This is a genomic window from Porticoccus sp. W117 (assembly GCF_030341905.1).
In the GTDB taxonomy this organism is placed as follows: domain Bacteria; phylum Pseudomonadota; class Gammaproteobacteria; order Pseudomonadales; family Porticoccaceae; genus SCSIO-12696.
The window spans coordinates 25,767-46,899 of record NZ_JATAAF010000021.1; the positions used below are offsets into that span (position 1 = coordinate 25,767).

A 21,133-nucleotide genomic window follows, 5' to 3' on the forward strand; every position below is an offset into this window, starting at 1 on the left:
CAGCGAAAAAGCAGGGGGCATTCTACATAAGGCGCAAGATATAATCCCGCTTATGAGTGACCGCTTTGAACTGCACCTGGATATTACCGACACCAGCGACCCGGTATCGCTGCTGGCCGGTGCCTGCGACCTCTCCAAACAGCGTATCAAACAGGTGATGCAGAAAGGCGCCGTATGGTTGACTCGCGGCAAGCAGACCAAGCGCCTGCGGCGGCACAGCAAACCGTTGCAGCCGGGGCAGCAGTTGCATATGTACTACGATGCCAAGGTGCTGGAACAGCAGCCTCCACAGCCCCTGCTGATTGTAGATGAAGGTGACTACAGCTTATGGCACAAGCCTCGCGGGGTACTGTCTCAGGGTTCAAAATGGAGTGACCATTGCACCATCAACCGCCTGGTGGAGCAGCAACTGCAACACCAACGTCCGGCGCAGATTATTCACCGCCTGGATCGTGCTGCCAGCGGCCTGATACTGATTGGCCACAGCCGCACCGCAACCGCCGCACTGGCAAAACTGTTTGAACAGCGCCAGCTGAACAAGCGCTACCGGGTGGTTGTCAGCGGCCAGTTTGCCGCGAATGAACAAACTATCTCAGATCCCATCGATGGCCGCCACGCCACCAGCCATGTACACCACCTGGCGTATAACCCAAGCAATGATCGTTCTCTGCTGGAAGTGAAAATAGAAACCGGCCGCAAGCACCAGATTCGCCGCCATCTGGCAGGCATCGGCTTTCCGGTGGTGGGAGATCGATTATATGGCGAGGGAGAGCCAGAACAGGATTTGCAGCTGACCGCTGCGCAGCTGGCCTTTACCTGCCCACTGAGCGGCGAGCCGCGCCACTATCAGCTACCAAAAGAGTTTCTACCGCATTTTTGATGGCTTTTACCTGAATCCGTGATTTCAGAGTGGATGCAGAGCGTAAAATATTGGTTTCACAGTGGAATTGAAAAATCTTAGCTTCACCCGTCGGTTAAGTGGGTATTTTTCAAACCGCTGTGGAATCAAGAGTTTGCGCTATGCGCTGCTCTGGAGTCACGGATTCAGGTTTTACCCATCTTTACAGTAGCACCACCCAACTTTACGTTGACCTTCTCCATAATGGCAACCATCAAACAGCAACACCCCCCTCGTTACTGTTTTGACTACCCCCTTGATAGAACACTTTTTAGTGTATTTTTTAGCCCCGCTCCCCCAGCGGGGCTTTTTTTTGGCTGTTCTATTTACCCGGCAGTATCAGTTACTCGACAGTGTCAGACATTCCCTGAACCGCGCCGGGATCTATTGCGACTCTGCCGATTTTTATTCTGGCCGTCGCCCTTGCGGTTATTACCGCCACCTTGGCTGCGGCGCTGGCCACGGGGCTGTGGCGCCGGTTTGGCGGCCAGCTCCTCTGGAGTTTCCTGACGGTAACCGGGCAATGCTTCGCTGGGAATCTTGCGCTTCAGCAGGCGCTCAATCCCTTTCAGCAATTTGTTTTCTTCCGCAGACACCAGAGAGATCGCCTGGCCTTCGGCACCGGCACGGCCAGTGCGACCAATGCGGTGAACGTAGTCCTCCGCCACATTGGGCAGTTCAAAATTGACCACGTGGGGCAGTTTGTCGATATCGATACCACGGGCAGCGATATCCGTGGCCACCAGTGTACGCACCTTGCTTTCCTTAAAACCCGCCAATGCCGCCGTGCGGGCGTTCTGGCTTTTGTTACCGTGGATGGCCGCTGCCGTAATACCATCGCTTTCCAGTTGCTTGGCCAGACGGTTGGCGCCGTGTTTGGTGCGGGTAAACACCAATACCTGTGACCAGTTGCCCTCGCCAATCAGCTGCGACAACAGCGCCCGCTTTTGCTTTTGCGCCACCGGGTAAACCAGCTGACTTACAGTTTCCGCGGCGGTATTGCGCCGCGCCACTTCCACTTCGGCGGGGTTGTTTAAAATGCCGTCTGCCAGCTGTTTGATTTCCCGGGAGTAGGTGGCGGAAAACAGCAGGTTCTGGCGTTTGCCCGGCAGCAATTTCAGCACCCGGCGAATATCGTGGATAAAACCCATGTCCAGCATGCGATCCGCTTCGTCCAGCACCAGTATCTCTACCCCGGATAAATCCAGCGTCTTCTGTCCAGCGTGATCCAGCAAGCGCCCCGGTGTGGCCACCAGAATATCCACACCCCGGCGCAGGCGTTGAATCTGCGGATTGATGTTTACACCGCCAAAAATCACCTGGCTGCGCAACGGCAACTCGGCACCGTAATTTTCCACACTCTCGCCCACTTGGGCGGCCAGCTCTCTGGTGGGGGTCAATACCAACGCACGGGGCTTCGCCCCCTTTACCGGCTGGCCAGTGGTACTTAGGCGCTGCAGCAGTGGCAAGGTAAAGCCGGCGGTTTTACCGGTGCCGGTTTGAGCGCCGGCAAGCACATCCCTGCCTTGCAATATCACCGGAATGGCCTGGGCCTGAATGGCGGTGGGTGTGGTGTAACCTTGGGCAGAAATCGCTTTCAGCAGCTCGGCCCGCAGGCCCAGTTGGTCGAAGGTCATAAGAATTCCTGGGGAACAGGTACCAGCTCACTAACAGCCGGCCGAGATAGTCTGATACAACGTAACAAGCAAGCGCCGACCGGAGGCGCCCTGAAGGCCGCGCACGATACAGGGTAGCGGCCGCAATTGATAGCAAAACATCCTTTCTATTCAGAATCTGCCACACAGGATACACTGGCGAAAAAGCCACCGGACACCATTATGTACCTGCATTTTGACCAGCTTTCCCCCAGCCAGCGTTACTTCACCATGACCCAGAGCATCCTGCCCCGCCCAATTGCCTGGGTGCTTTCTGACAATGGCGATGGCAGCCACAACCTAGCGCCCTTCTCCTACTTTAATGCCGTGTGTTCCGACCCGCCGCTGATCATGCTTTCCATTGGCCACAAGCCCGACGGCAGCCGTAAAGACACGTTGGTGAATATTCGCGAGCGGGAGCACTTTGTGGTGCATATCCCTCACAGCAAGCAAGCTGCGCAGGTGACCGAAAGTTCACGCACCTTGGAACACGGTGTTTCCGAGTTGGATAGCCTGGATATGGCCCTCACTGAGTTTGAGGGCTTTAACCTGCCACGCCTGGCGGAATGCCGTCTGGCCTTTGCCTGCCAGCGCTACCAGATTCAGGAATTGGGAAACGGCCCACAATTTTTGGTGCTGGGAGAAATCAAACAGCTTTACGCCAGCGACGACGTGGCTACAGTCAACGACAGTGGCCGACTGACGCTGGACGCCAACGCCATCGACCCGCTTGCCCGCCTGGGCAGTTCCGAATACGGCACACTGGGTAAGGTTATCGATGTGCCACGCCCCAAGTAGGAAGCACTTATGAACGAGTGGATAGACCTGGTAAAAATTGTCCCCGCCATCGTGTTCCCCGGCGCCGCGCTTATACAGCTGCTGGCACTCATCAAACAGCGCAGCGCCTCGGGGGTTAGCACCACCACCTGGTGGCTGTTTGCCCTGGCTAATATCTGCCTGTACCTCTACACCGGTAAATTTACCGAGCTGGCCGCAATCATTACCTTTCTGGGAACCGCTACCCTCAACGTCGCCGTTGCTATTACTGCCCATCACTTTAATCGACAAAAGTAACAGCCAAAAAAAAGCCCCACTGGGGGAGCGGGGCGAATGCTTGTCTTTAACAAGTAAGCTATCAAGGGGGTAGTCAAAACAGTAACGAGGGGGGTGTTGCTGTTTGATGGTTGCCATTATGGAGAAGGTCAACGTAAAGTTGGGTGGTGCAATTGAAAAGCTGTGTAAAGTTGGCAGGCTGTCTCTATCTTGTGTTACTGAATTGAATAAGGGATTTATTATGAAAAAGCTGTATTTATTGCCTATTGCCTGGGTATTTTCAGCGTTCAGTCTTGCGGATAGCAACCAAGCGCAGACAGAGGCAGCGCTTGCCTGGCTAGCGGTTGTAGATTCGGGGAAGTACGAGGAAAGTTGGCATCAGACCGCACCGTTTTTTCAATCAAAAGTATCATCCGAGCAATGGAAGAAAGCGGTAGATAACGTTCGCACACCTCTCGGCAAAAGTGTTTCACGAGAAATTATCAGCGCAACTGCTCACACCTCTCTACCCAATGCACCCAAAGGCGAATATGTCGTAGTAAAAATTGCTGCACGGTTTGAGAACAAAGAAACCGCCACAGAAACAATTACCGTCACCAAAACCCAAAGTGGCGACTGGCGCGTAGTTGGCTATTTTATAAAGTAGCCAAAACTAGCCAATCCGCTCCACCACATGCTCGGCAAAGCCGTAGCCACCTTCCGCATACAGGTTAAACGAAATACAACCCAGCTTGGTGAGTTCTTCCATATCGTCCGGGAAGCGAGCAATGGCAGCCAGTTGACCGCCGTAGCCCATGGATTTCAGCAATTGGCTGGCATCGTAATTTTCCGGGTGGTCTGGCAGGCAGAGCATGATTATTTTCAAATTCCCCAGGTCGATACATTCCCAAAAAGCTCGGTCGGTGGCGTCGCCGCAGGCAGCTCGATAACCAAGTTCTTTGAGCACTGGCAGGCGTTCCTGGGCAGAATCCACACCCAGTATCTGGTCACCATAAATTTCTTTCAGGTGATCATAGGCACCGCGCCCTACCCGGCCCATACCCATCACCAGCATGGTGGCATTACCCAGCTCCACTGGTTGCTCGAACGGAAGGCGTTTTTCTCGTTCAAACAGGTGTTCGCGATACCGTCTATAGAGTTTGTGAGAACGAGCGTTAAAGGGCACCGCGACAAAAAATGACAGCGCCATGGCGAGGGCAATAATTATCACCCAGTCGCTACTGATTACCCCATTATCTGCCGCCAGGAAAGCCACAAAAAGGCCAAATTCGCTGTGATTGTGAAGAGACAGAGACGCAAAAAACGATGTTCGCGCGCGCAGCCGGGTGGCTACAAAGCTCAAGTAATAAAGCACCGGCTTGGCCGCCGCCAATAAGGCAAGTGCTACGGCCAGCAAGCACATCTCCATAGAGGGCAGACCATTAAGGCCAATACTGACAAAGAAGCCCACCAGAAACAGCTCTTTGAGGTTCAGCAGAATTTTGCGCAATTCGCTGGTTTTGCTGCAACCACCCAGCAGCACACCAAAAATCAACGCGCCCAGATCGCCTTTGATATTGAAGTACTCAAATAAACCGTAGCCGCCAAAGGCCAGGCCGATACCGAACAGGGTAAGCAACTCCCCATGTCCGCAAAGAGCGAACAGGCGATGCAGTACGGGCCGTAGGGGAATCAGTAACAGCAACAGTAACGCCGGCCATTCGGGCAATTTGCCGGTGCTCAGGGCGAGGAATACCACCGCCACCAAATCCTGAACAATCAGAATGCCAATGGCGATTTTGGCATGCAGGGATGCCCCTTCACCGCGTTCATCAAATACCTTGACCGCGAACACCGTGCTGGAAAACGACAACGCAAACGCCACTGTCCACAGGGCGCCACCCTCCAGGGCCGACAGTGCCGGCACCAGCGCCAACAACAACATCAGCGCCAGTGCAAACAGCGGAATCACCACCACCATCACCCCGGCAGCCACACCCCACACCTGCACCGCCGCCAAGTCCCTCAGGTTCAGCTTCAAGCCAATGGTGAACAGCAACAATGTCACTCCGGCATTGGCAATCTGCTCAATCAGCGGGCCTGGTTCAATGGGCATCTGACTGATGGCAAAACCCGCCACCAGGTAGCCGAGCATTGGCGGGTAACCCAGTTGGCGAATCAGCAAACCGGCGGCCAGCGCCAGGATAATAATAATGGGGTCGATCATGGGTCGGCCTTAGTTTTCGTTATCTTTATTTATCGGCATGAGAGGGTAAGTTATTTAAAAATTAATACTGTCATCCTGAGCCGCGAAGCGGCGTGAGGATCTCAGAGTTTGAAAGTTGTGAGATCCTCACGGCCACTGCGTGGCCTCAGGATGACAAATCGGATTTAACACTGCCACGCTTTTAACCTGCGCGTACACCTCCATGCCAATTTTAAGCTCAAGGTCGTCGGCAGACTTCCGGGTGATATGAGAAAGCAACGGCGTGTCGCCAACAGCCAGTTTTACCACAACTTGGGATTCGCCCAGTGGTTGCAACGCCAGCACCTGTGCTCGCAGGCAGTTCAACACACTGGTGCGTTGTGGTGTTTGCAGGGCAATACTTACATCCCGGGCCTGAATACGCAGGCGTACACGTTGGCGGCCACCCAGTAGCCCGGCGACGTTCAGCTGGCCACCGGCAAAAGCCAGTTGGGACAATTGATATTCTATATCCTGGGACTCAACGTGGGCATCAATCACCACTTCCGCATCCGCACTTCGCGCTAACGGCAGATCGATCCGTGCCAGCAATTCGCTGGTGGCTCCGCTGGCAATTATACGGCCGCTATCCATGAGCAAAAGATGATCCGCCAGCCGAGCCACTTCGTCGGTGGAGTGACTGACGTAGAGAATGGGAATATTCAGCTCCCCAGGCAAACGCTCAAGGTAGGGCAAAATCTCTCGCTTGCTGGCACCATCCAGTGCCGTCAGGGGCTCGTCCATCAGCAGTAGTTGCGGGCTGGTAAGCAGAGCGCGGGCAATGGCAACTCGTTGGCGTTCACCGCCAGACAAATCTGCCACACTGCGAGTCAATAGCGGCTCTACCCCTAACAGCTCAACGGACTCATCAAACCGGACGCGCTGTTTATCCACAGAAGTACGGCGCAAACCAAATTCCAGATTACCCTGCACAGTCAGGTGCGGTAACAAACTCGGTTCTTGAAACACATAACCCAGCAGGCGCTTGTGGGTGTGCAGGCAAAAACCCGGCTTTTGCCAGTGGCTACCCGCTATCTGGCAATGGCCTTCGGCCTGTGGTTCCAGCCCGGCAACAGCACGTAACAAGGTGGTTTTGCCGCAACCGGAAGGGCCGAATAGTGCGCTGACTCCGTGGCTCGGAGCAACAAACTCCGCATCCAGCGCAAACTGGCCTTTACGCACAGCCAATTTGATATCCAGCGTCATTTCACCACTCCCACAGAGAGCGGTGAACGGCGGTTCACTGCGTACACCAGTGTCAGCACCAACAGGGAAAACAGCAACAAACCTGCCGCCAACCAGTGAGCTTGGGCGTATTCAAGTGCCTCCACCCGATCGTAAATGGCAATGGAAAGTACCTGGGTTTTGCCGGGGATATTGCCACCAATCATCAGCACCACGCCGAACTCCCCCAGAGTGTGGGCAAAGCCCAGCACAGCGGCAGCAATCACCCCAGGCCGCGCCATGGGCATGACCACAGACCAGAAACTGTCCCAGGGAGAAGCACGCAAAGTAGCCGCCACTTCCAATGGGCGCTGACCAATAGCAGTAAAGGCGTTTTGCAAGGGTTGCACCACAAACGGCAGGGAGTAAATGGCCGAACCAATCACCAGGCCAGGAAAACTGAACGCCAATTGCGCTCCCTCACCAAACAAAGAAACCAATGGGCCATTGGCGCCCAAAAGCAGCAACAGATAAAAACCCAATACCGTGGGAGGTAATACCAACGGCAGCGCCAGCAACGCTTCTATCAGAGGTTTACAACGCAAGCGGCTGCGAGCCAGCCACCAGGCCAATGGCGTTCCCACCACCAGCAACAAAACCGTGGTCACCGCGGCCAGTTTCAAGGTTAGCCAAATAGCCGCCAGGTCAGCAGGCGTGAGCCAATCCATCATGTATCTCCGGCAACTGGCAGGAGATAACCAAACTTGGCAATAACACTCTGCCCGGCAGGGCTTTTCAGATAACGAAGAAAAGCACTGGCAGCGGGATCATCGGATAACTGCACCGCCTGCTGTTCAATAGGGTCGTAAAGATCATTGGGCACTACCCAGTGGGAGCCGGGTATTTCGCCGTTGGCATTTTTCGCCAGAGTTTTCAGCTGAGATAAGGCCACAAAACCCAACTCCGCATTGCCACTGTGCACAAATTGAAAGGCCTGGTTGATATTTTCGCCCCTCAGTAACCGGCTGCTGTATTCACCTTGCAGAGCCGCTTTATTCTCCAACACCTGTTGCGCGGCACGACCATAGGGCGCCAATTTGGGGTTGGCAATGGCGAGGCGCTTGAACTCGCCAACATCCAGCACGCGGCCTTTGTCATCCACTGAATTTTCAGCGGCGCTCCACAATACCAATTGACCGATGGCATAACTGAAACGGCTGCCTTGCACCGCCCTGCCCTGCTGTTCCAACAGCTGTGGCCGACGACGGTCTGCCGCCAGAAAAATATCGAAAGGTGCGCCGTTTATAATCTGGGCGTAGTGTTTACCGGTAGAGCCAGCCACCAAATTTATACGGTGCACACCGCGCTGTTCAAAATCCGCCTGCAACGCTTTCGCCGCCGCCATAAAGTTGCTGGCTACGGCGACGTCAATTGCCTGAGAAAAACAACTGACCGAACTCAACAGGCCAAGCAAAAAAGTGCCAATACGAACCAATGAAGCCATTCCCAACCGCGTCTTTTAGAACAAGCATAACCGCTCTCAGGGGCAGATGAAATGCATAAAAAAACCCCGCTGATCTCAGCGGGGTTTTGAGTGCAGGATGTGTTCAGCAGTTAGACGCAGCAGCTTTCCAGGCTGGTGCGAATAGACGCTTTCAGTTGCTCCTGCAAAGCGACTGCGAATTCAGCTTCCAGAGTATCAAGCTCCAGAGCAACGCTGTTGTTCCAGTCAATGCTTTCTTGAATACTGGCATTGGTGTTTTCCAGCAGCTCAGTTTTCAATTCAGACTTCAGGTCATCCTGAGTCAGTACAAAACCAATGGTGGTGGTTTCAAAATCTGCCTTGCCATTTGCCAAAATGGTGTCGGCAAAAGCAGCGCCATTCAGGGCGAACAAAGCAACAACAGCGATCAGTAAATTTTTCATTAGGTGCACTCCAAGTAAGTCAATTTAAGTGGTGCGCATTGTTACTGATGTCAATGTAAACTTGGTTTATCAGCCTGTTAAGTTGGGTAAAAAAATGTCAGGTTTTTGCCGTTTGGCGGTGCTTTTTTACCGCTTATTTTCGATTTGTGATGCAGTTCAAATTATTCATCAAACCTTTGGAATTTCCGCCAGCGCGCCCTTCAGGTATTGCCAGAAACTGGCCACCGCCGGAATCGATACTTTTTCATCCGGCGAGTGGGCACCGCGAATGGTGGGGCCAAATGAAATCATGTCCCAGTTGGGGTAAATAGCTCCCAATATCCCGCACTCCAAACCGGCGTGAATCACACTGACTTTGGGTTCGTAGTCGAACAGTGCCTTGTGCCTTGCCACCATCATGGTGAGGAGCTCGGTATCCATTTTTGGTGTCCAGCCAGGATAAGCGCCAGCGGTGTGCACGTCGGCACCCGCCAGGCGAAAACCGCTGGCGACGGATTCGGCCAAATCGTCACGAGCCGTGTCGCTGGCGCTGCGGGTCAGGCATTGCACATAAATATTGTTGTCGTCGTTGAATACCACCGCCAGATTGTTGGAAGTTTCCACCACACCTGGCAGAGAGCTGATCATACGGGTGGCACCATTGGGACAGGCGTAAACCGCCTGAATAAAACCCACCAGGTGGTCTTTACTAATCTGTTTTTCTGGTAACTCTGCTGGCGTCAGTGTGATGGCAAAACTGTCTTCAACCCCAGCCAATTCAGTAGCTACTACAGCCGCAAATTCTTCAACCCAGGCGGTAAACGCATCCGCCTGATCAGCAGCAACTGTAATGCCGGTAAATGCCTCGCGGGGGATGGCGTTGCGCAAAGTGCCGCCATTAAACTGATAAACGCCGACACCAAAGCGTTCCACCGCAGTGCTCAGCAGGCGGTTGGTGATTTTATTAGCATTGCCGCGGCCATCGTTGATATTCAGGCCGGAGTGGCCACCCACCAGACCGCCCACATTGAGTTCGAAAGCCACGCTCTCGGCTGGCACTGGCTCGCTGACGTAGGGCAGCTTGATATTGACATCCACACCACCGGCACAGCCCACAAACAGCTCACCTTCATCTTCAGAGTCCAGGTTGAGGAGAATATCCCCTTGCAAAATGCCCGGCTGCAACCCCTGGGCACCGGTCATGCCCGCTTCTTCGTCGATGGTAAACAAGGCCTCAATAGGGCCATGGGCAATGTCAGTGGATTCCAGCACCGCCAGCATAGCGGCGCAGCCGATACCATTGTCCGCGCCCAGAGTGGTACCGTCAGCGGTTACCCAGTCGCCTTCAATGTAGGCGCTGATAGGATCCGTAGAAAAATTATGGCTGGATGCGGCATTCTTTTGCGGCACCATATCCAGGTGGCTCTGCAGAATGACCCCGCGACGATCTTCCATACCCGCTGTGGCCGGTTTGCGGACAATGACATTGCCTACTCCATCCACCTGGTTTTCAAGGTTATTGCGGGCGGCAAATTCCAGCACATAGTCCACCACTGCCTGCTCTTCCTTGGAAGGGCGTGGGCGATTGCACAATTCCTGAAAGTGGTTCCAGAGTTCGGTGGGCTGTAGTTGGGCGACGGGCTGGTTCAAGGGTTGGCTCCTGACAAAGTAAGGGAAAATTTAAAGGCGGCTATTTTACTGGTGATCGCCACAAGCTGGCGACGTCATATCACCGATAAACGTCAATCGTGGGCGTAAACTGAACAATACAAGATCAACAGCTGAATGGAATTGGTTCGCTCAGGCGAATTTCTTCCGCACTCAGAGTAGCCCGATAGGCCAACACTTCCACCCCGGCAGCAATGGCGTTGCGCAAGGTAGCACCGTACTCCGGGTCAATGTCATCAGCGGGCATCACCCGTTCAATACCGGTGTGCTGCACACAATAGAACAGCACCGCCCGTTGCCCCTGTTGAGCCATGGCGGCCAGTTCGCGCAGGTGCTTGCTGCCACGGGTGCTGACGGAATCCGGAAACAAACCCAGGCCCTCGCCCATATGCAGAGTGACGTTCTTCACCTCCACATAGCAGACTTGACCGGGGTACTCTGGATGATCACTAAGCAGCAGATCTATACGGCTGTTTTCTGCACCGTATTTCACTTCGCTGCGCAGCTGGCCATAGCCCTGTAACTCAGCCACAACACCCTGCTCAATGGCTTCGCGCACCAGGTGGTTGGGACGCCCGGTATTCACCCCGGCTTTGTGGCCACAGGGGGTGGTGGCGATCTCCCAGGTACAGGGGTATTTGCGCTTGGGGTTGTCGGAGCGGGAGAACCAACAGGGGCTGCCCTCCGACAGGCAGTTCTTCATGGAGCCGGTATTGGGACAATGTATAGTGATCTGGTCACCGTTTCCGTCGCCCTTTCCATCACACTCTCCATCACGAGAATGCAGTCGCACATCCGCCAGAAAACGCTTGTAGCGCTTGATCAGAGTGCCTTGTTCCAAGGGTGGTTTGAACTTCACAGGGTATTCTCTCAGTCAAAGGCAGTAGTTTAGCGGCCACAGAGGAAATAACACTTGAAAATTTGCGCCCATCAATCTATAAACGGCTGTTTTTCAACCATCGGGGAGAGGTAATGCCCACCACAGCCAAGAAAGCCGCACCGGCCAAGAAGAAGGCCGCACCAGTCGCCACGGCGATTTCACTGCACGGCTTTGAGCCCTACAAAGAGAAGAAGGGCGAGGAATACATGAACGAGAAGCAGCGCGACCACTTTAAAGGTCTGCTGCTGGCCTGGAAGCGCGAGTTGATGGAAGAGGTGGATCGCACCGTATCCCATATGAAGGACGAGGCCTCCAACTTCCCCGACCCGGCAGACCGCGCCACCCAGGAAGAAGAGTTCAGCCTGGAACTGCGCACCCGCGACCGCGAGCGCAAACTGATCAAGAAAATCGACAGCACCATTGAGCGCATCGACCAGGACGACTACGGTTTCTGCGACCAGTGCGGCATTGAAATCGGCATCCGCCGTTTGGAAGCCCGCCCCACCGCCAACCTCTGTGTTGATTGCAAGACGCTTGATGAGATCAAAGAGCGTCAAATCACCGGTGGTTGATTGCCACTTGATACACGGGGTGAACCCTCACCCCGTGTTTCTATTCCCATGCCTGCCTATATAGGCCGCTTTGCCCCCACCCCTTCCGGGCCGCTGCATTTCGGCTCTCTGGTGGCCGCTCTAGCCAGTTATCTTGACGCCAAACACCACAACGGCAGATGGCTGGTTCGCATCGACGATATTGACCCGCCCCGTGAAGTACCTGGCGCCGCCGACACCATTCTCAGGCAATTGGAAGCCCACGGCCTGACCTGGGACGGCGAAGTGCTCTACCAAAGCGCCCGTAACGACGCCTACCGGGCTGCTTTAGACAAAATGGACACTTACTCCTGTGATTGCAGCCGGCAAGCCATCAAAGTGATGGGCGGCCGCTACAACGGCCACTGTCGCCAGCGCCAATTACCACCGCCCGCTGATTACGCCCTGCGCGTAAAAGTCGCACAACCCACAGAAATCGTTTTCGACGACCGTATTCAAGGCCCGCAACGCTGGCCCGTAAAAACCAATGGCAACGACGACTTTATTGTCTGGCGCCGGGATGGCCTGGTGAGTTATCAATTGGCCTGCGCCGTAGACGACTTGTACCAAGGTATTACCCATGTTGTACGCGGCCAGGATTTGCTGGACTCCACCCCCAAGCAGCTCTACCTGATGCAGCAACTGGCAACCGGCAAAGCCATGCCCAACTATGCGCATATAAAATTAGTCATGGGGGAGGATGGGCAAAAGCTCAGCAAACAAAACCTGTCGCCGGCTATAGAAAAAGACGAAGCGGCAGAGAACTTGTATCGAGCCCTCTGCCACCTGGGGTTGCAACCCCCGGAGGAATATCAATCAGCCCCTGTTGAGGCGCTTATCCAATGGGGAGTAGCTAACTGGTCTTAGCCTTCAAACGCTTTGCGAGGCGCAGAAACTGAACCGGCGTCTTCGCCCTTGAGGTAAGCCAGCATGGTATCCGCATCGGACACTTCGAAGGGATCGGATTCGCAATTGTCCTCAAAACCCGCCTCCAGGAACATCTTCTCGATATTGCCGTCATTGACCAGCATGGAATAGCGCCAGGAGCGCATGCCAAAGCCGATGTTGGACTTGTCTACCAACATACCCATTTTGCGGGTGAACTCGCCGTTGCCGTCTGGCAGCAGGAAGATTTTTTCGTTGCCCTGCTCGCGGCCCCATTTGAACATCACAAAGGCGTCGTTTACCGACACACAGATAATCTCATCAACTCCTTGAGCCTGAAACTCCTCGTACAATTCCTCGTAGCGAGGCAGGTGATTGGAGGAGCAAGTGGGCGTAAATGCGCCAGGCAGGGAAAACACCACCACTTTCTTGCCGCCGAAAATATCCTGGGTGGTTTTGTCCTGCCAACGGAATGGGTTTGGCCCTTCCACAGACTCGTCGCGAACGCGGGTTTTAAAAGTGACGTTGGGCACTTGCTTGATGACAGACATGGGTAACTCCATTAAAGGTGGCAAATTTGAGTGGCCACTATACCGCAAGGAGTGTTACTGAAAACCCTATAGTCGCCATATGCAAATTCAATCGCCAAACTACTCTCAAACAAATCACACGTCGCTGTCATCCTGAGGAGGCGCAGCCGACGTGAGGATCTCACAAGTTGCAAACTCTGAGATCCTCACGGCCACTGCGTGGCCTCAGGATGACACCCCTGTGAATACAACCTCACACAGACTGCGCAAAAATTCTATAATGGCGGTTTTGCCTGCAGAGACCGCAAGCCAATGGAAACCATTCAGGTACGGGGCGCACGCACCCATAACCTCAAGAACATCGACCTCGACATCCCCCGGGACAAGCTAATTGTTATAACCGGCCTCTCCGGCTCCGGCAAGTCGTCGCTGGCGTTTGATACCTTGTATGCCGAGGGTCAGAGACGCTATGTGGAATCCCTGTCCACCTACGCCCGGCAATTCCTGTCGATGATGGAAAAGCCCGATGTGGATCATGTGGAGGGGCTCTCCCCCGCCATTTCAATCGAGCAAAAATCCACCTCCCACAACCCCCGCTCCACCGTGGGCACCATCACCGAAATTTACGACTACTTGCGCTTGCTGTTTGCCCGTGCCGGTGAGCCCCGCTGCCCGGATCACGATCTGGAGCTGAAGGCTCAAACCGTTAGCCAGATGGTGGATCAGGTACTGGCCCTGCCAGAAGGCACCAAGTTGATGTTGCTGGCACCGGTGGTACGGGCCCGTAAAGGCGAACACGTACACCTGTTTGAGCAGCTGCGTCAGCAGGGTTTTATTCGTGCCCGTATCGATGGCGTGGTGGTGGATCTGGACGATGCGCCCAAGCTGGAAAAAAACAAAAAGCACAATATCGAAGTGGTGGTTGACCGCCTTAAAGTACGGGACGATTTGCAACTGCGTATTGCCGAGTCTTTTGAAACCGCCCTGAATCTGGCGGAAGGCCTGGCTGCCATTAGCTACATGGATGGCGAAGCAGACGACCAACTGTTCTCGGCCAAATTCGCCTGCCCGGTGTGCGACTACAGCCTCACCGAATTGGAACCCCGGCTGTTCTCCTTCAACAATCCTGTGGGTGCCTGCCCCAGTTGCGACGGTCTGGGGGTGCGCCAGTTTTTTGATATAGACAGGGTGGTGCAACACCCGGAAGCCAGTATTTCCGAAGGCGCCATTCGCGGTTGGGATCGCCGCAACCTGTTTTACTACACCATGCTGGAATCCTTGGGGCAGCACTACGGCTTTGATATCGACACGCCTTTCAATAGCCTCAAACCCATTCACCAGAATGCCATTCTTTACGGCAGCGGCGATGATGAGATCGACTTCAGCTACGTGAACGATCGCGGCACCGTGTACAAGCGCACTCATGTTTTTGAAGGGGTGATCCCCAACATGGAGCGCCGCTACAGAGACACGGAATCCAATATGGTGCGCGAGGAACTGACCAAATACCTCAACACCCAACATTGCCCGGAGTGCGATGGCACCCGCCTGCGCCGGGAAGCGCGCAATGTGTTTGTGGACGGCAAAACCCTGTCCGACCTGACTGCCGTGCCGGTGGGCGAATCCTACGACTATTTTGAACACCTCGACCTGCCCGGCCGGCAGGGGGAAATTGCCGAGAAAATTATCAAGGAAATTCGCGAGCGCTTTCGCTTTCTGGTGGATGTGGGCCTCAACTATCTGACTCTTGATCGCAGTGCCGACACATTGTCCGGCGGCGAGGCACAGCGCATTCGCCTGGCCAGCCAGATCGGGGCTGGCCTTGTTGGCGTCATGTACGTGCTGGACGAACCTTCCATTGGCTTGCACCAGCGGGATAACGAGCGCCTGCTCAATACACTTACCCGTCTGCGCGATCTGGGCAACACCGTAATTGTGGTGGAACACGATGAAGACGCCATCCGCCAGGCCGACCATGTGATCGACATCGGCCCCGGCGCCGGTGTGCACGGCGGCGAAGTTGTGGCCGAAGGGACAATGACAGATATCGCTAAAGCACCGCGTTCGGAAACCGGCAAATTTATGTCTGGCGAACGCAAAATCGAAGTACCTGCCGAACGTACCCCTTTCGACAAAAAGAAAGTGCTGAAGCTCAACGGCGCCAGCGGCAACAACCTGCAAAAGGTAAATCTGGAAATACCTGTAGGGCTGTTTACCTGTGTCACCGGCGTATCCGGCTCCGGCAAATCCACTCTGATTAACGAAACCCTTTACCCCTTGGCGGCCACCGCGCTCAACAAAGCCACCACTCTCAAAGCCGCGCCGCACAAATCCGTCAAAGGGCTGGACCATTTCGACAAATGCATCGACATCGACCAAAGCCCTATTGGCCGCACACCGCGCTCCAACCCGGCCACCTACACCGGCATTTTCACCCCCATTCGCGAACTGTTTGCTGGCACTCAGGAAGCCCGCTCGCGAGGCTACAAACCGGGGCGCTTCAGTTTTAATGTGAAAGGTGGCCGCTGTGAAGCCTGTCAGGGGGATGGCGTCACCAAAGTTGAAATGCACTTTCTGCCGGACATCTACGTGCCCTGCGACGTGTGCAAAGGCAAACGCTACAACCGGGAAACCCTGGAGGTTGTATACAAGGGCAAGAACATCCATCAGGTGCTGGAAATGACCGTGGAAGACGCCCTGGAATTTTTTGAAGCGGTGCCAGTTATTGCCCGCAAACTGAAAACCCTGGTGGACGTGGGGCTGACCTATATCCGCCTGGGGCAATCCGCCACCACCCTGTCCGGCGGTGAGGCCCAGCGAGTCAAACTGGCCAAGGAACTCTCCAAGCGAGACACCGGCAAAACCCTGTACATACTGGACGAGCCCACCACCGGCCTGCACTTTCACGATATTCAGCAACTGCTGGATGTGCTGCATCGCCTGCGCGACCACGGCAACAGTGTGGTGGTGATTGAACACAATCTGGACGTGATTAAAACCGCCGACTGGGTGATCGACCTGGGCCCGGAAGGGGGAAGCGGCGGTGGCGAAATTATCGCTATGGGCACACCGGAGCAAGTTACCGATGTGCCCGGCTCACACACCGGGCGGTTTTTGGCGGGGATGTTGGGCTAACTTACCTTAGGTGTTTGGCAAGTTTTCGAGGCCAATGACTTGAGCGAGGCTTTGCAAAAACATGCCCACCCTCTCCTCCATCTGTGCGGCAGTACCAACAACCGTCACTTTTATGAACTGCCCCTTTTGGCCACGCATTAATGAGTAGCTCTTTATTTGACGACCATCCTTCATAGCAACCTTGTATGAGCGCTGCAAATAGTTGTTTGAAAAAAGAGTTTGATCACCTACTGTTTGAACCTCGCCATGTGCCGCCCAAGCGGACATCTCGTTTTCATTGAGGCGAAACTGTTGATTTATCTCGGCACTATCAGCACCGCCTGGAATTTCTGTTAGCCCGGCATCATAAATCCATAACTTGATCGATGTACCATGAATTCCGATATAAGATAGCTGGTAACCCCTACGGAGATCATCCGATTTGGCTTTACCTGCAAAGCGAAAATGCTGAGATAGCATTCGGGGAAACTGAAAGCCCGACTTATCATCACTATGTACTACTTTTGACCAACTCTTTGCTGCTTCTTCAACCCCCAAAGCCTCTGAGAGTACAATCATAAAACCTGAAACCCGCTCCTCCATTCTTGGCGATTTACCAGTAATTCGCACCTTTATGAACTTGCCATTCTGGCCCCGCATCAGGGTGTAATCTTTAATTCGAGCACCATCATCAGACTTCCCAATAATGGATATTTGAGAATAATCCGGCGACAATATAGGCGCCAAAATATTATTAGATATCTCTGAATATTTCCCCGCCCCCCTGATACCTGAAATAACGCTCTTTAGCTCGTCACTAACAGGCTTACTGTGCCCGTTCTGGATATCGCTCCGTTTTTTATCGTAGACATAAACAGTGATAGAGGTTCCTGTCAGATCAAAATAGCTAACGGTGTACCCCAGCCCTTCCTGTTCAAAAACATGCTTGTCATTAAAAAAGTAATAACCAGTCAATGCTCTAGTAAATTTAAAACCGTTTTCCTTGTCATCAAAGGCCACTTCACTGGGGGAAGTCGTTGCCAATTTGGCTTTATCAAGCATTTCTTTGCTAGGGAGTGAAAAGGCTTGCCCGGATAAAAACAGACACAAAACAAAGACCGTTAATTTATTCATCATATATTCCTTTCTCCGTGATGGTTGGCCTGTTACTCAAACAACTCGCAATCCAAAAACTTACCCTCAAAAATAAGTGATTTACCACTTACCAGTACCAATGTAGATTTGGTCTTCACCTTCCTATCATCTCATTAGCAAGGAGCCTTTTCTTATAAAAAAGACTCCTCGCCACAACGAATAATTAAGGCGCGCTATCCGCGGGTTTTCTGAACAACAGCGTCATGCGATTGGATTCGCCAATTGCTGTGTTGATTGCCGCCTGCTCCGGGTTGTCTTTGGTGCCGTGCAAGGTTGGCGGCAGGCGCCAGACAATGTCATCGCTGGTGGGCTGATCCTTTGGATTGCGATTGATATCCGACTCAGCCACCAGTTCCAGTCCGGCCCCTTCCAGAGTGGCAATCACATAGCTTTTCTTGAGGTAACCAGCCGCTCCGTCAGCCCAATCGTCCGCTGCATCTTCAGGGGCCATATGTTGTACAACACCAACAATGCCACCAGGCTTCAACGCTTTTAAGGTTTCTTCCAGCGCTGTTGTCTCAAACCCGCCTTGGCCTTCAAAGCGCGCCAGGTTATGCAGTGCGCGAATAAACAACACCGCATCGACACTGCCCTCCAACTGCGATGGCATGCTGCCAAACTGAAACGCATCGATCTTGGCAACCGGCGTATCGAACCAACCGGCCGCTCTCTCAGGCCAATCCGTCGTCCAGGTTTTCTTCGCTTCCAGAGCTTCTTCGCTGAAAAAGCCAAACAGCGGAAACAGCGCCTGGTCGTAATCTGCACCAATAACTGCGCCCTCTACGCCGAGGTATGGTGCGAGGATTTTGGTGTACCAACCACCGCCAGGCAGTGCCTCGACAACGGTCATGCCGGGCTCAATACCAAAAAATTCAAGGGTCTCTTTGGGGTTGCGATAAACGTAACGGGCTTTGGCCTCTTCGGGCTGGGCAGCAATGATTGCGCCCAATGAATTCTCAGTCGCAGGCTCTGAGGCATTGGCCGAAGCCTCTACGGGGGTTGCATCAGTGGCTTTATCTTTGCCTGGTGCTTCACTTTGGCCGCAAGCGGTTAATGCCAGCATTACAGCGGCACTGGCAGCAACCCAGGCCGGTGACGTATTTTCTCGGTACATACTTATCTCCAGAATTTAGAATTGCACTGATCTTATTGGGTTTTCATCAACTGCGCCAACCCTTCCCCCATCACCGAAGCACCGCCCAACGACCAACCGCCATCCACCGGCAACACCACGCCGTTGATATAACTGGCCTGCTCCGAGGCCACAAAGAGCGCGGCATTGGCCATATCCTCACAGCTGCCTTGACGTTTGAGAGGTACAGACTGGGTGACCGCCTCGCGAATTTCCGGCGTGGGCGCCAGCCGTTTCATCCCCTCGGTGCCAGCAATGGGGCCCGGCACCAGTGAATTAATCCGCACCCCATCCAGCCCCCACTCCATCGCCAAAGTACGGGTGACCATATCCACCCCCGCCTTGGCAGCGCACACATGGGCCTGCATCTGCATAGGCAAAAACGCCTGAGGCGCAGAAATATTAATCACCGCGGCACCGGGTTTGCGCAGTAGTTCATAAGCCGCGCGCAGAACATGAAAGGTGCCGTTCAAGTCGATATCTACCACCACCTTAAAAGCAGCGGACGACATCTCTTTACCGGCAGCAGGGAAATTACCAGCGGCGCCAGACAGCAACACATCGATATCTCCCAACTGCTCGTGAGCCTGTTGCAGTGCCTGCTTTATTTGCTTGTAGTCGCGCACATCGGCACTAAACCCCACTGCCTCAGCGCCCAGCTCCTGCAGCTTGGCAACCGCCCCGTCTACCTTTTCCTGATCACGGCTAAACACCGCCAATCGCGCCCCCGCTTCGGCAAAGCCTTTAGCGATGCCTAGGTTAATGCCGCTGGTGCCGCCGACGACGAACACGGTTTTGCCTTGGTAGTTAAAGGTAGTAGACATGACTTCTCCGCTAAACAGGTTAAGAATTTGTTCTGAGTATTAACCGCCACAAACACTTTGTATAGATCAGGAAGGAAACCAATATGACTGTACGGTCAAGCGCAAAATTAGTAAGCAATTCGGCTCTTTGCTTACATGCACACTATAAAATTCTCATATGTACGATTCGGTCCTAAAAAATGCAATAAGTAACAAATGGTTAGAGCTTGATATTGGAAAATATCGAGACCCTCGCTATGATTGTTATCGAGATCCCTCATATACACCCAAAGGGAATTTGGTGTCCTGAAAAAAACCTTTTGGTTGAGTCGGTTACCAGCAGATAAGAGACAATCTTATTAAGCAAAGCGCGCATGCGCGATATACAAATGTTATGCAAAGTAGATCCAAGGAATATGATATATGATTGATGAAAAAAAAAGAGAATTTTTAAAAGGAGTAGCTACATTTGTAGCAGGAAGCATTGCTGGCGGAATTGGTAGCAGTGTAGGTGGTGATATTTGGAAAGCTATATCAAACTCAAATGAGGTTGGGGAAGTTGAGAAAGAAGCATTAGAGGTTTTATTTGAATCGAATAATTTACCGGGAATTTACCCCGGCAGCGGGAATCCCTTAGGCCTAATTGACAATGGATTTAAAAAATTATCTACATTTCTTGAGTTTTCTAGCTCAAGTTTTTCTAGTTACATACAAAAAGCTCATAACCTGGAGTTAGAAATAGTAGAAAACAACTTACATCATGACTTCAATTACAATCCACATAAAAGTGCTCTTTTCCTAGGAGGACCAGTGGCAAATGATTATGTCAAAAAAATATTAGGCTATACAGATAAGCGCGTAATAAGAGATAAAGATGTAGTAAATTTGCCAATTCCAGATGAGTCGAATAAAAGAGTGAGGTGGGTACAATTACATGGTGAAACAGATTATGGAATTTATAATGGGAAGAAAGAGTTGGCCAAAAGATATGACAATGGAAAATTAGTTGAGAGAGCCATTTACAAACTTTACGATAAAAACGAAAAATTTACATTTAGGCCTTTATTAAGCTATGAAGGTTTTTTAGAGCGAGAGTGGATGACAATTGTTAAATTAAATGAACTTAATAGCACGAAGGTTATAATCGGAGGAATGCATGGCCATAGTATTGAAGCCTTCTCAAGAAATATAACAATAAACCTTGAAAACATTCGAAGTCTGTCTTCAAAGTTTGATCAATTCCAAGTAATCGTCCCGGTTGATTTATCTCATGTAAAAAATTTGTCGGGAAGATTTCATACTATAGGCCAACTTGAATGGCGAGAAGCAAAAATACAAGAATTGTGTGTATAACAAGCGACTGTGATTAAAAATCAACCCCTGCACACACTTAATTTGTTAATCAGTTAGCTGTATTTCCACACCTGATTGTCACGCACCATCGCATTCAAGATTGTCATCATTTTTCGCATGCAGG

The 21,133-nt window shown here is 52.8% G+C and carries 20 protein-coding genes; 8 read left to right on the top strand and 12 right to left on the bottom strand.

Going from position 1 to position 21,133, the window contains the following annotated elements:
- Positions 1 to 52: 52 nt before the first annotated feature.
- Entirely contained in the window at positions 53 to 880 is an 828-nt protein-coding gene (locus QSV34_RS12595; RefSeq protein WP_289155235.1) for an RluA family pseudouridine synthase, read from the top strand.
- Positions 881 to 1,254: 374 nt separating this feature from the next.
- Here QSV34_RS12595 and QSV34_RS12600 read toward each other — a convergent pair whose 3' ends face one another.
- Complete coding sequence (locus tag QSV34_RS12600; protein ID WP_289155237.1) at positions 1,255 to 2,535, bottom strand: DEAD/DEAH box helicase; 1,281 nt, start codon at positions 2,533 to 2,535, stop codon at positions 1,255 to 1,257.
- Between the two features lie 126 nt (positions 2,536 to 2,661).
- Here QSV34_RS12600 and QSV34_RS12605 point away from each other — a divergent pair, with 126 nt between their 5' ends.
- From QSV34_RS12605 to QSV34_RS12615, 3 genes are all read left to right on the top strand, one after another.
- On the top strand, positions 2,662 to 3,351 hold the full coding sequence (locus QSV34_RS12605; RefSeq protein WP_289155239.1) for a flavin reductase family protein: 690 nt from the start codon (positions 2,662 to 2,664) through the stop codon (positions 3,349 to 3,351).
- A gap of 9 nt (positions 3,352 to 3,360) precedes the next feature.
- Positions 3,361 to 3,627 carry a hypothetical protein gene (locus tag QSV34_RS12610; RefSeq protein ID WP_289155241.1) on the top strand — a complete coding sequence of 89 codons (267 nt, stop codon included), beginning with the start codon at positions 3,361 to 3,363 and terminating at the stop codon, positions 3,625 to 3,627.
- A 106-nt stretch (positions 3,628 to 3,733) separates the two neighbouring features.
- Positions 3,734 to 4,252, top strand: a complete 519-nt coding sequence (locus QSV34_RS12615; RefSeq protein ID WP_289155272.1) for a DUF4019 domain-containing protein — start codon at positions 3,734 to 3,736, stop codon at positions 4,250 to 4,252.
- A 6-nt stretch (positions 4,253 to 4,258) separates the two neighbouring features.
- Here QSV34_RS12615 and QSV34_RS12620 read toward each other — a convergent pair whose 3' ends face one another.
- From QSV34_RS12620 to sfsA, 7 genes are all read right to left on the bottom strand, one after another.
- Positions 4,259 to 5,812 (bottom strand): cation:proton antiporter domain-containing protein, encoded by a 1,554-nt coding sequence (locus tag QSV34_RS12620; protein ID WP_289155243.1) that lies wholly within the window; start codon positions 5,810 to 5,812, stop codon positions 4,259 to 4,261.
- Between the two features lie 126 nt (positions 5,813 to 5,938).
- Entirely contained in the window at positions 5,939 to 7,036 is a 1,098-nt protein-coding gene (gene modC, locus QSV34_RS12625) for a molybdenum ABC transporter ATP-binding protein (protein ID WP_289155245.1), read from the bottom strand.
- On the bottom strand, positions 7,033 to 7,722 hold the full coding sequence (gene modB / locus QSV34_RS12630) for a molybdate ABC transporter permease subunit (protein WP_289155247.1): 690 nt from the start codon (positions 7,720 to 7,722) through the stop codon (positions 7,033 to 7,035). Before modB ends, modC begins: the two co-directional genes overlap by 4 nt.
- Entirely contained in the window at positions 7,722 to 8,498 is a 777-nt protein-coding gene (modA, locus tag QSV34_RS12635; protein WP_289155249.1) for a molybdate ABC transporter substrate-binding protein, read from the bottom strand. Before modA ends, modB begins: the two co-directional genes overlap by 1 nt.
- A gap of 110 nt (positions 8,499 to 8,608) precedes the next feature.
- Positions 8,609 to 8,920 (bottom strand): hypothetical protein, encoded by a 312-nt coding sequence (locus tag QSV34_RS12640; protein WP_289155251.1) that lies wholly within the window; start codon positions 8,918 to 8,920, stop codon positions 8,609 to 8,611.
- 168 nt (positions 8,921 to 9,088) lie between these two features.
- Positions 9,089 to 10,549, bottom strand: coding sequence for an aminoacyl-histidine dipeptidase (locus tag QSV34_RS12645; protein ID WP_289155253.1), 1,461 nt, complete (start codon positions 10,547 to 10,549; stop codon positions 9,089 to 9,091).
- 124 nt (positions 10,550 to 10,673) lie between these two features.
- The gene (gene sfsA / locus QSV34_RS12650) at positions 10,674 to 11,426 is read right to left on the bottom strand and encodes a DNA/RNA nuclease SfsA (protein ID WP_289155255.1); all 753 of its coding nucleotides are present in this window, start codon (positions 11,424 to 11,426) and stop codon (positions 10,674 to 10,676) included.
- Between the two features lie 113 nt (positions 11,427 to 11,539).
- On the opposite strand from sfsA, the gene dksA reads away from it, so the two are divergent.
- Both dksA and gluQRS read left to right on the top strand, forming a co-directional pair.
- Entirely contained in the window at positions 11,540 to 12,019 is a 480-nt protein-coding gene (dksA, locus tag QSV34_RS12655) for an RNA polymerase-binding protein DksA (protein WP_289155256.1), read from the top strand.
- Complete coding sequence (gluQRS, locus tag QSV34_RS12660; protein ID WP_289155258.1) at positions 12,020 to 12,904, top strand: tRNA glutamyl-Q(34) synthetase GluQRS; 885 nt, start codon at positions 12,020 to 12,022, stop codon at positions 12,902 to 12,904. It abuts the gene before it with no gap.
- Here the strand turns inward: gluQRS and QSV34_RS12665 are convergent.
- Positions 12,901 to 13,473 carry a peroxiredoxin gene (locus QSV34_RS12665; RefSeq protein WP_289155260.1) on the bottom strand — a complete coding sequence of 191 codons (573 nt, stop codon included), beginning with the start codon at positions 13,471 to 13,473 and terminating at the stop codon, positions 12,901 to 12,903. The genes gluQRS and QSV34_RS12665 overlap by 4 nt on opposite strands.
- Positions 13,474 to 13,764: 291 nt before the next feature.
- Here QSV34_RS12665 and uvrA point away from each other — a divergent pair, with 291 nt between their 5' ends.
- Complete coding sequence (gene uvrA / locus QSV34_RS12670; RefSeq protein ID WP_289155262.1) at positions 13,765 to 16,587, top strand: excinuclease ABC subunit UvrA; 2,823 nt, start codon at positions 13,765 to 13,767, stop codon at positions 16,585 to 16,587.
- A gap of 6 nt (positions 16,588 to 16,593) precedes the next feature.
- Here the strand turns inward: uvrA and QSV34_RS12675 are convergent, their stop codons facing one another.
- The 3 genes from QSV34_RS12675 to QSV34_RS12685 form a co-directional block, all read right to left on the bottom strand.
- Positions 16,594 to 17,700, bottom strand: a complete 1,107-nt coding sequence (locus QSV34_RS12675; protein ID WP_289155263.1) for a hypothetical protein — start codon at positions 17,698 to 17,700, stop codon at positions 16,594 to 16,596.
- A 184-nt stretch (positions 17,701 to 17,884) separates the two neighbouring features.
- Complete coding sequence (locus tag QSV34_RS12680; protein ID WP_289155264.1) at positions 17,885 to 18,835, bottom strand: class I SAM-dependent methyltransferase; 951 nt, start codon at positions 18,833 to 18,835, stop codon at positions 17,885 to 17,887.
- A 32-nt stretch (positions 18,836 to 18,867) separates the two neighbouring features.
- The gene (locus QSV34_RS12685) at positions 18,868 to 19,677 is read right to left on the bottom strand and encodes an SDR family oxidoreductase (protein ID WP_289155266.1); all 810 of its coding nucleotides are present in this window, start codon (positions 19,675 to 19,677) and stop codon (positions 18,868 to 18,870) included.
- A gap of 402 nt (positions 19,678 to 20,079) precedes the next feature.
- On the opposite strand from QSV34_RS12685, the gene QSV34_RS12690 reads away from it, so the two are divergent.
- A complete protein-coding gene (locus QSV34_RS12690; RefSeq protein WP_289155268.1) occupies positions 20,080 to 21,009 on the top strand; it encodes a hypothetical protein in 930 nt (309 codons plus the stop codon).
- Positions 21,010 to 21,133 lie beyond the last annotated feature (124 nt).

Bases quoted from the DNA above. Each gene is read 5' to 3' on its own strand.
- QSV34_RS12595 (WP_289155235.1), top strand. From the start codon at position 53: ATGAGTGACCGCTTTGAACTGCACCTGGATATTACCGACACCAGCGAC.
- QSV34_RS12600 (WP_289155237.1), bottom strand. From the start codon at position 2,535: ATGACCTTCGACCAACTGGGCCTGCGGGCCGAGCTGCTGAAAGCGATT.
- QSV34_RS12610 (WP_289155241.1), top strand. From the start codon at position 3,361: ATGAACGAGTGGATAGACCTGGTAAAAATTGTCCCCGCCATCGTGTTC.
- QSV34_RS12615 (WP_289155272.1), top strand. From the start codon at position 3,734: ATGGTTGCCATTATGGAGAAGGTCAACGTAAAGTTGGGTGGTGCAATT.
- QSV34_RS12620 (WP_289155243.1), bottom strand. From the start codon at position 5,812: ATGATCGACCCCATTATTATTATCCTGGCGCTGGCCGCCGGTTTGCTG.
- modC (WP_289155245.1), bottom strand. From the start codon at position 7,036: ATGACGCTGGATATCAAATTGGCTGTGCGTAAAGGCCAGTTTGCGCTG.
- modB (WP_289155247.1), bottom strand. From the start codon at position 7,722: ATGGATTGGCTCACGCCTGCTGACCTGGCGGCTATTTGGCTAACCTTG.
- modA (WP_289155249.1), bottom strand. From the start codon at position 8,498: ATGGCTTCATTGGTTCGTATTGGCACTTTTTTGCTTGGCCTGTTGAGT.
- QSV34_RS12640 (WP_289155251.1), bottom strand. From the start codon at position 8,920: ATGAAAAATTTACTGATCGCTGTTGTTGCTTTGTTCGCCCTGAATGGC.
- dksA (WP_289155256.1), top strand. From the start codon at position 11,540: ATGCCCACCACAGCCAAGAAAGCCGCACCGGCCAAGAAGAAGGCCGCA.
- QSV34_RS12665 (WP_289155260.1), bottom strand. From the start codon at position 13,473: ATGTCTGTCATCAAGCAAGTGCCCAACGTCACTTTTAAAACCCGCGTT.
- uvrA (WP_289155262.1), top strand. From the start codon at position 13,765: ATGGAAACCATTCAGGTACGGGGCGCACGCACCCATAACCTCAAGAAC.
- QSV34_RS12675 (WP_289155263.1), bottom strand. From the start codon at position 17,700: ATGAATAAATTAACGGTCTTTGTTTTGTGTCTGTTTTTATCCGGGCAA.
- QSV34_RS12680 (WP_289155264.1), bottom strand. From the start codon at position 18,835: ATGTACCGAGAAAATACGTCACCGGCCTGGGTTGCTGCCAGTGCCGCT.
- QSV34_RS12685 (WP_289155266.1), bottom strand. From the start codon at position 19,677: ATGTCTACTACCTTTAACTACCAAGGCAAAACCGTGTTCGTCGTCGGC.
- QSV34_RS12690 (WP_289155268.1), top strand. From the start codon at position 20,080: ATGATTGATGAAAAAAAAAGAGAATTTTTAAAAGGAGTAGCTACATTT.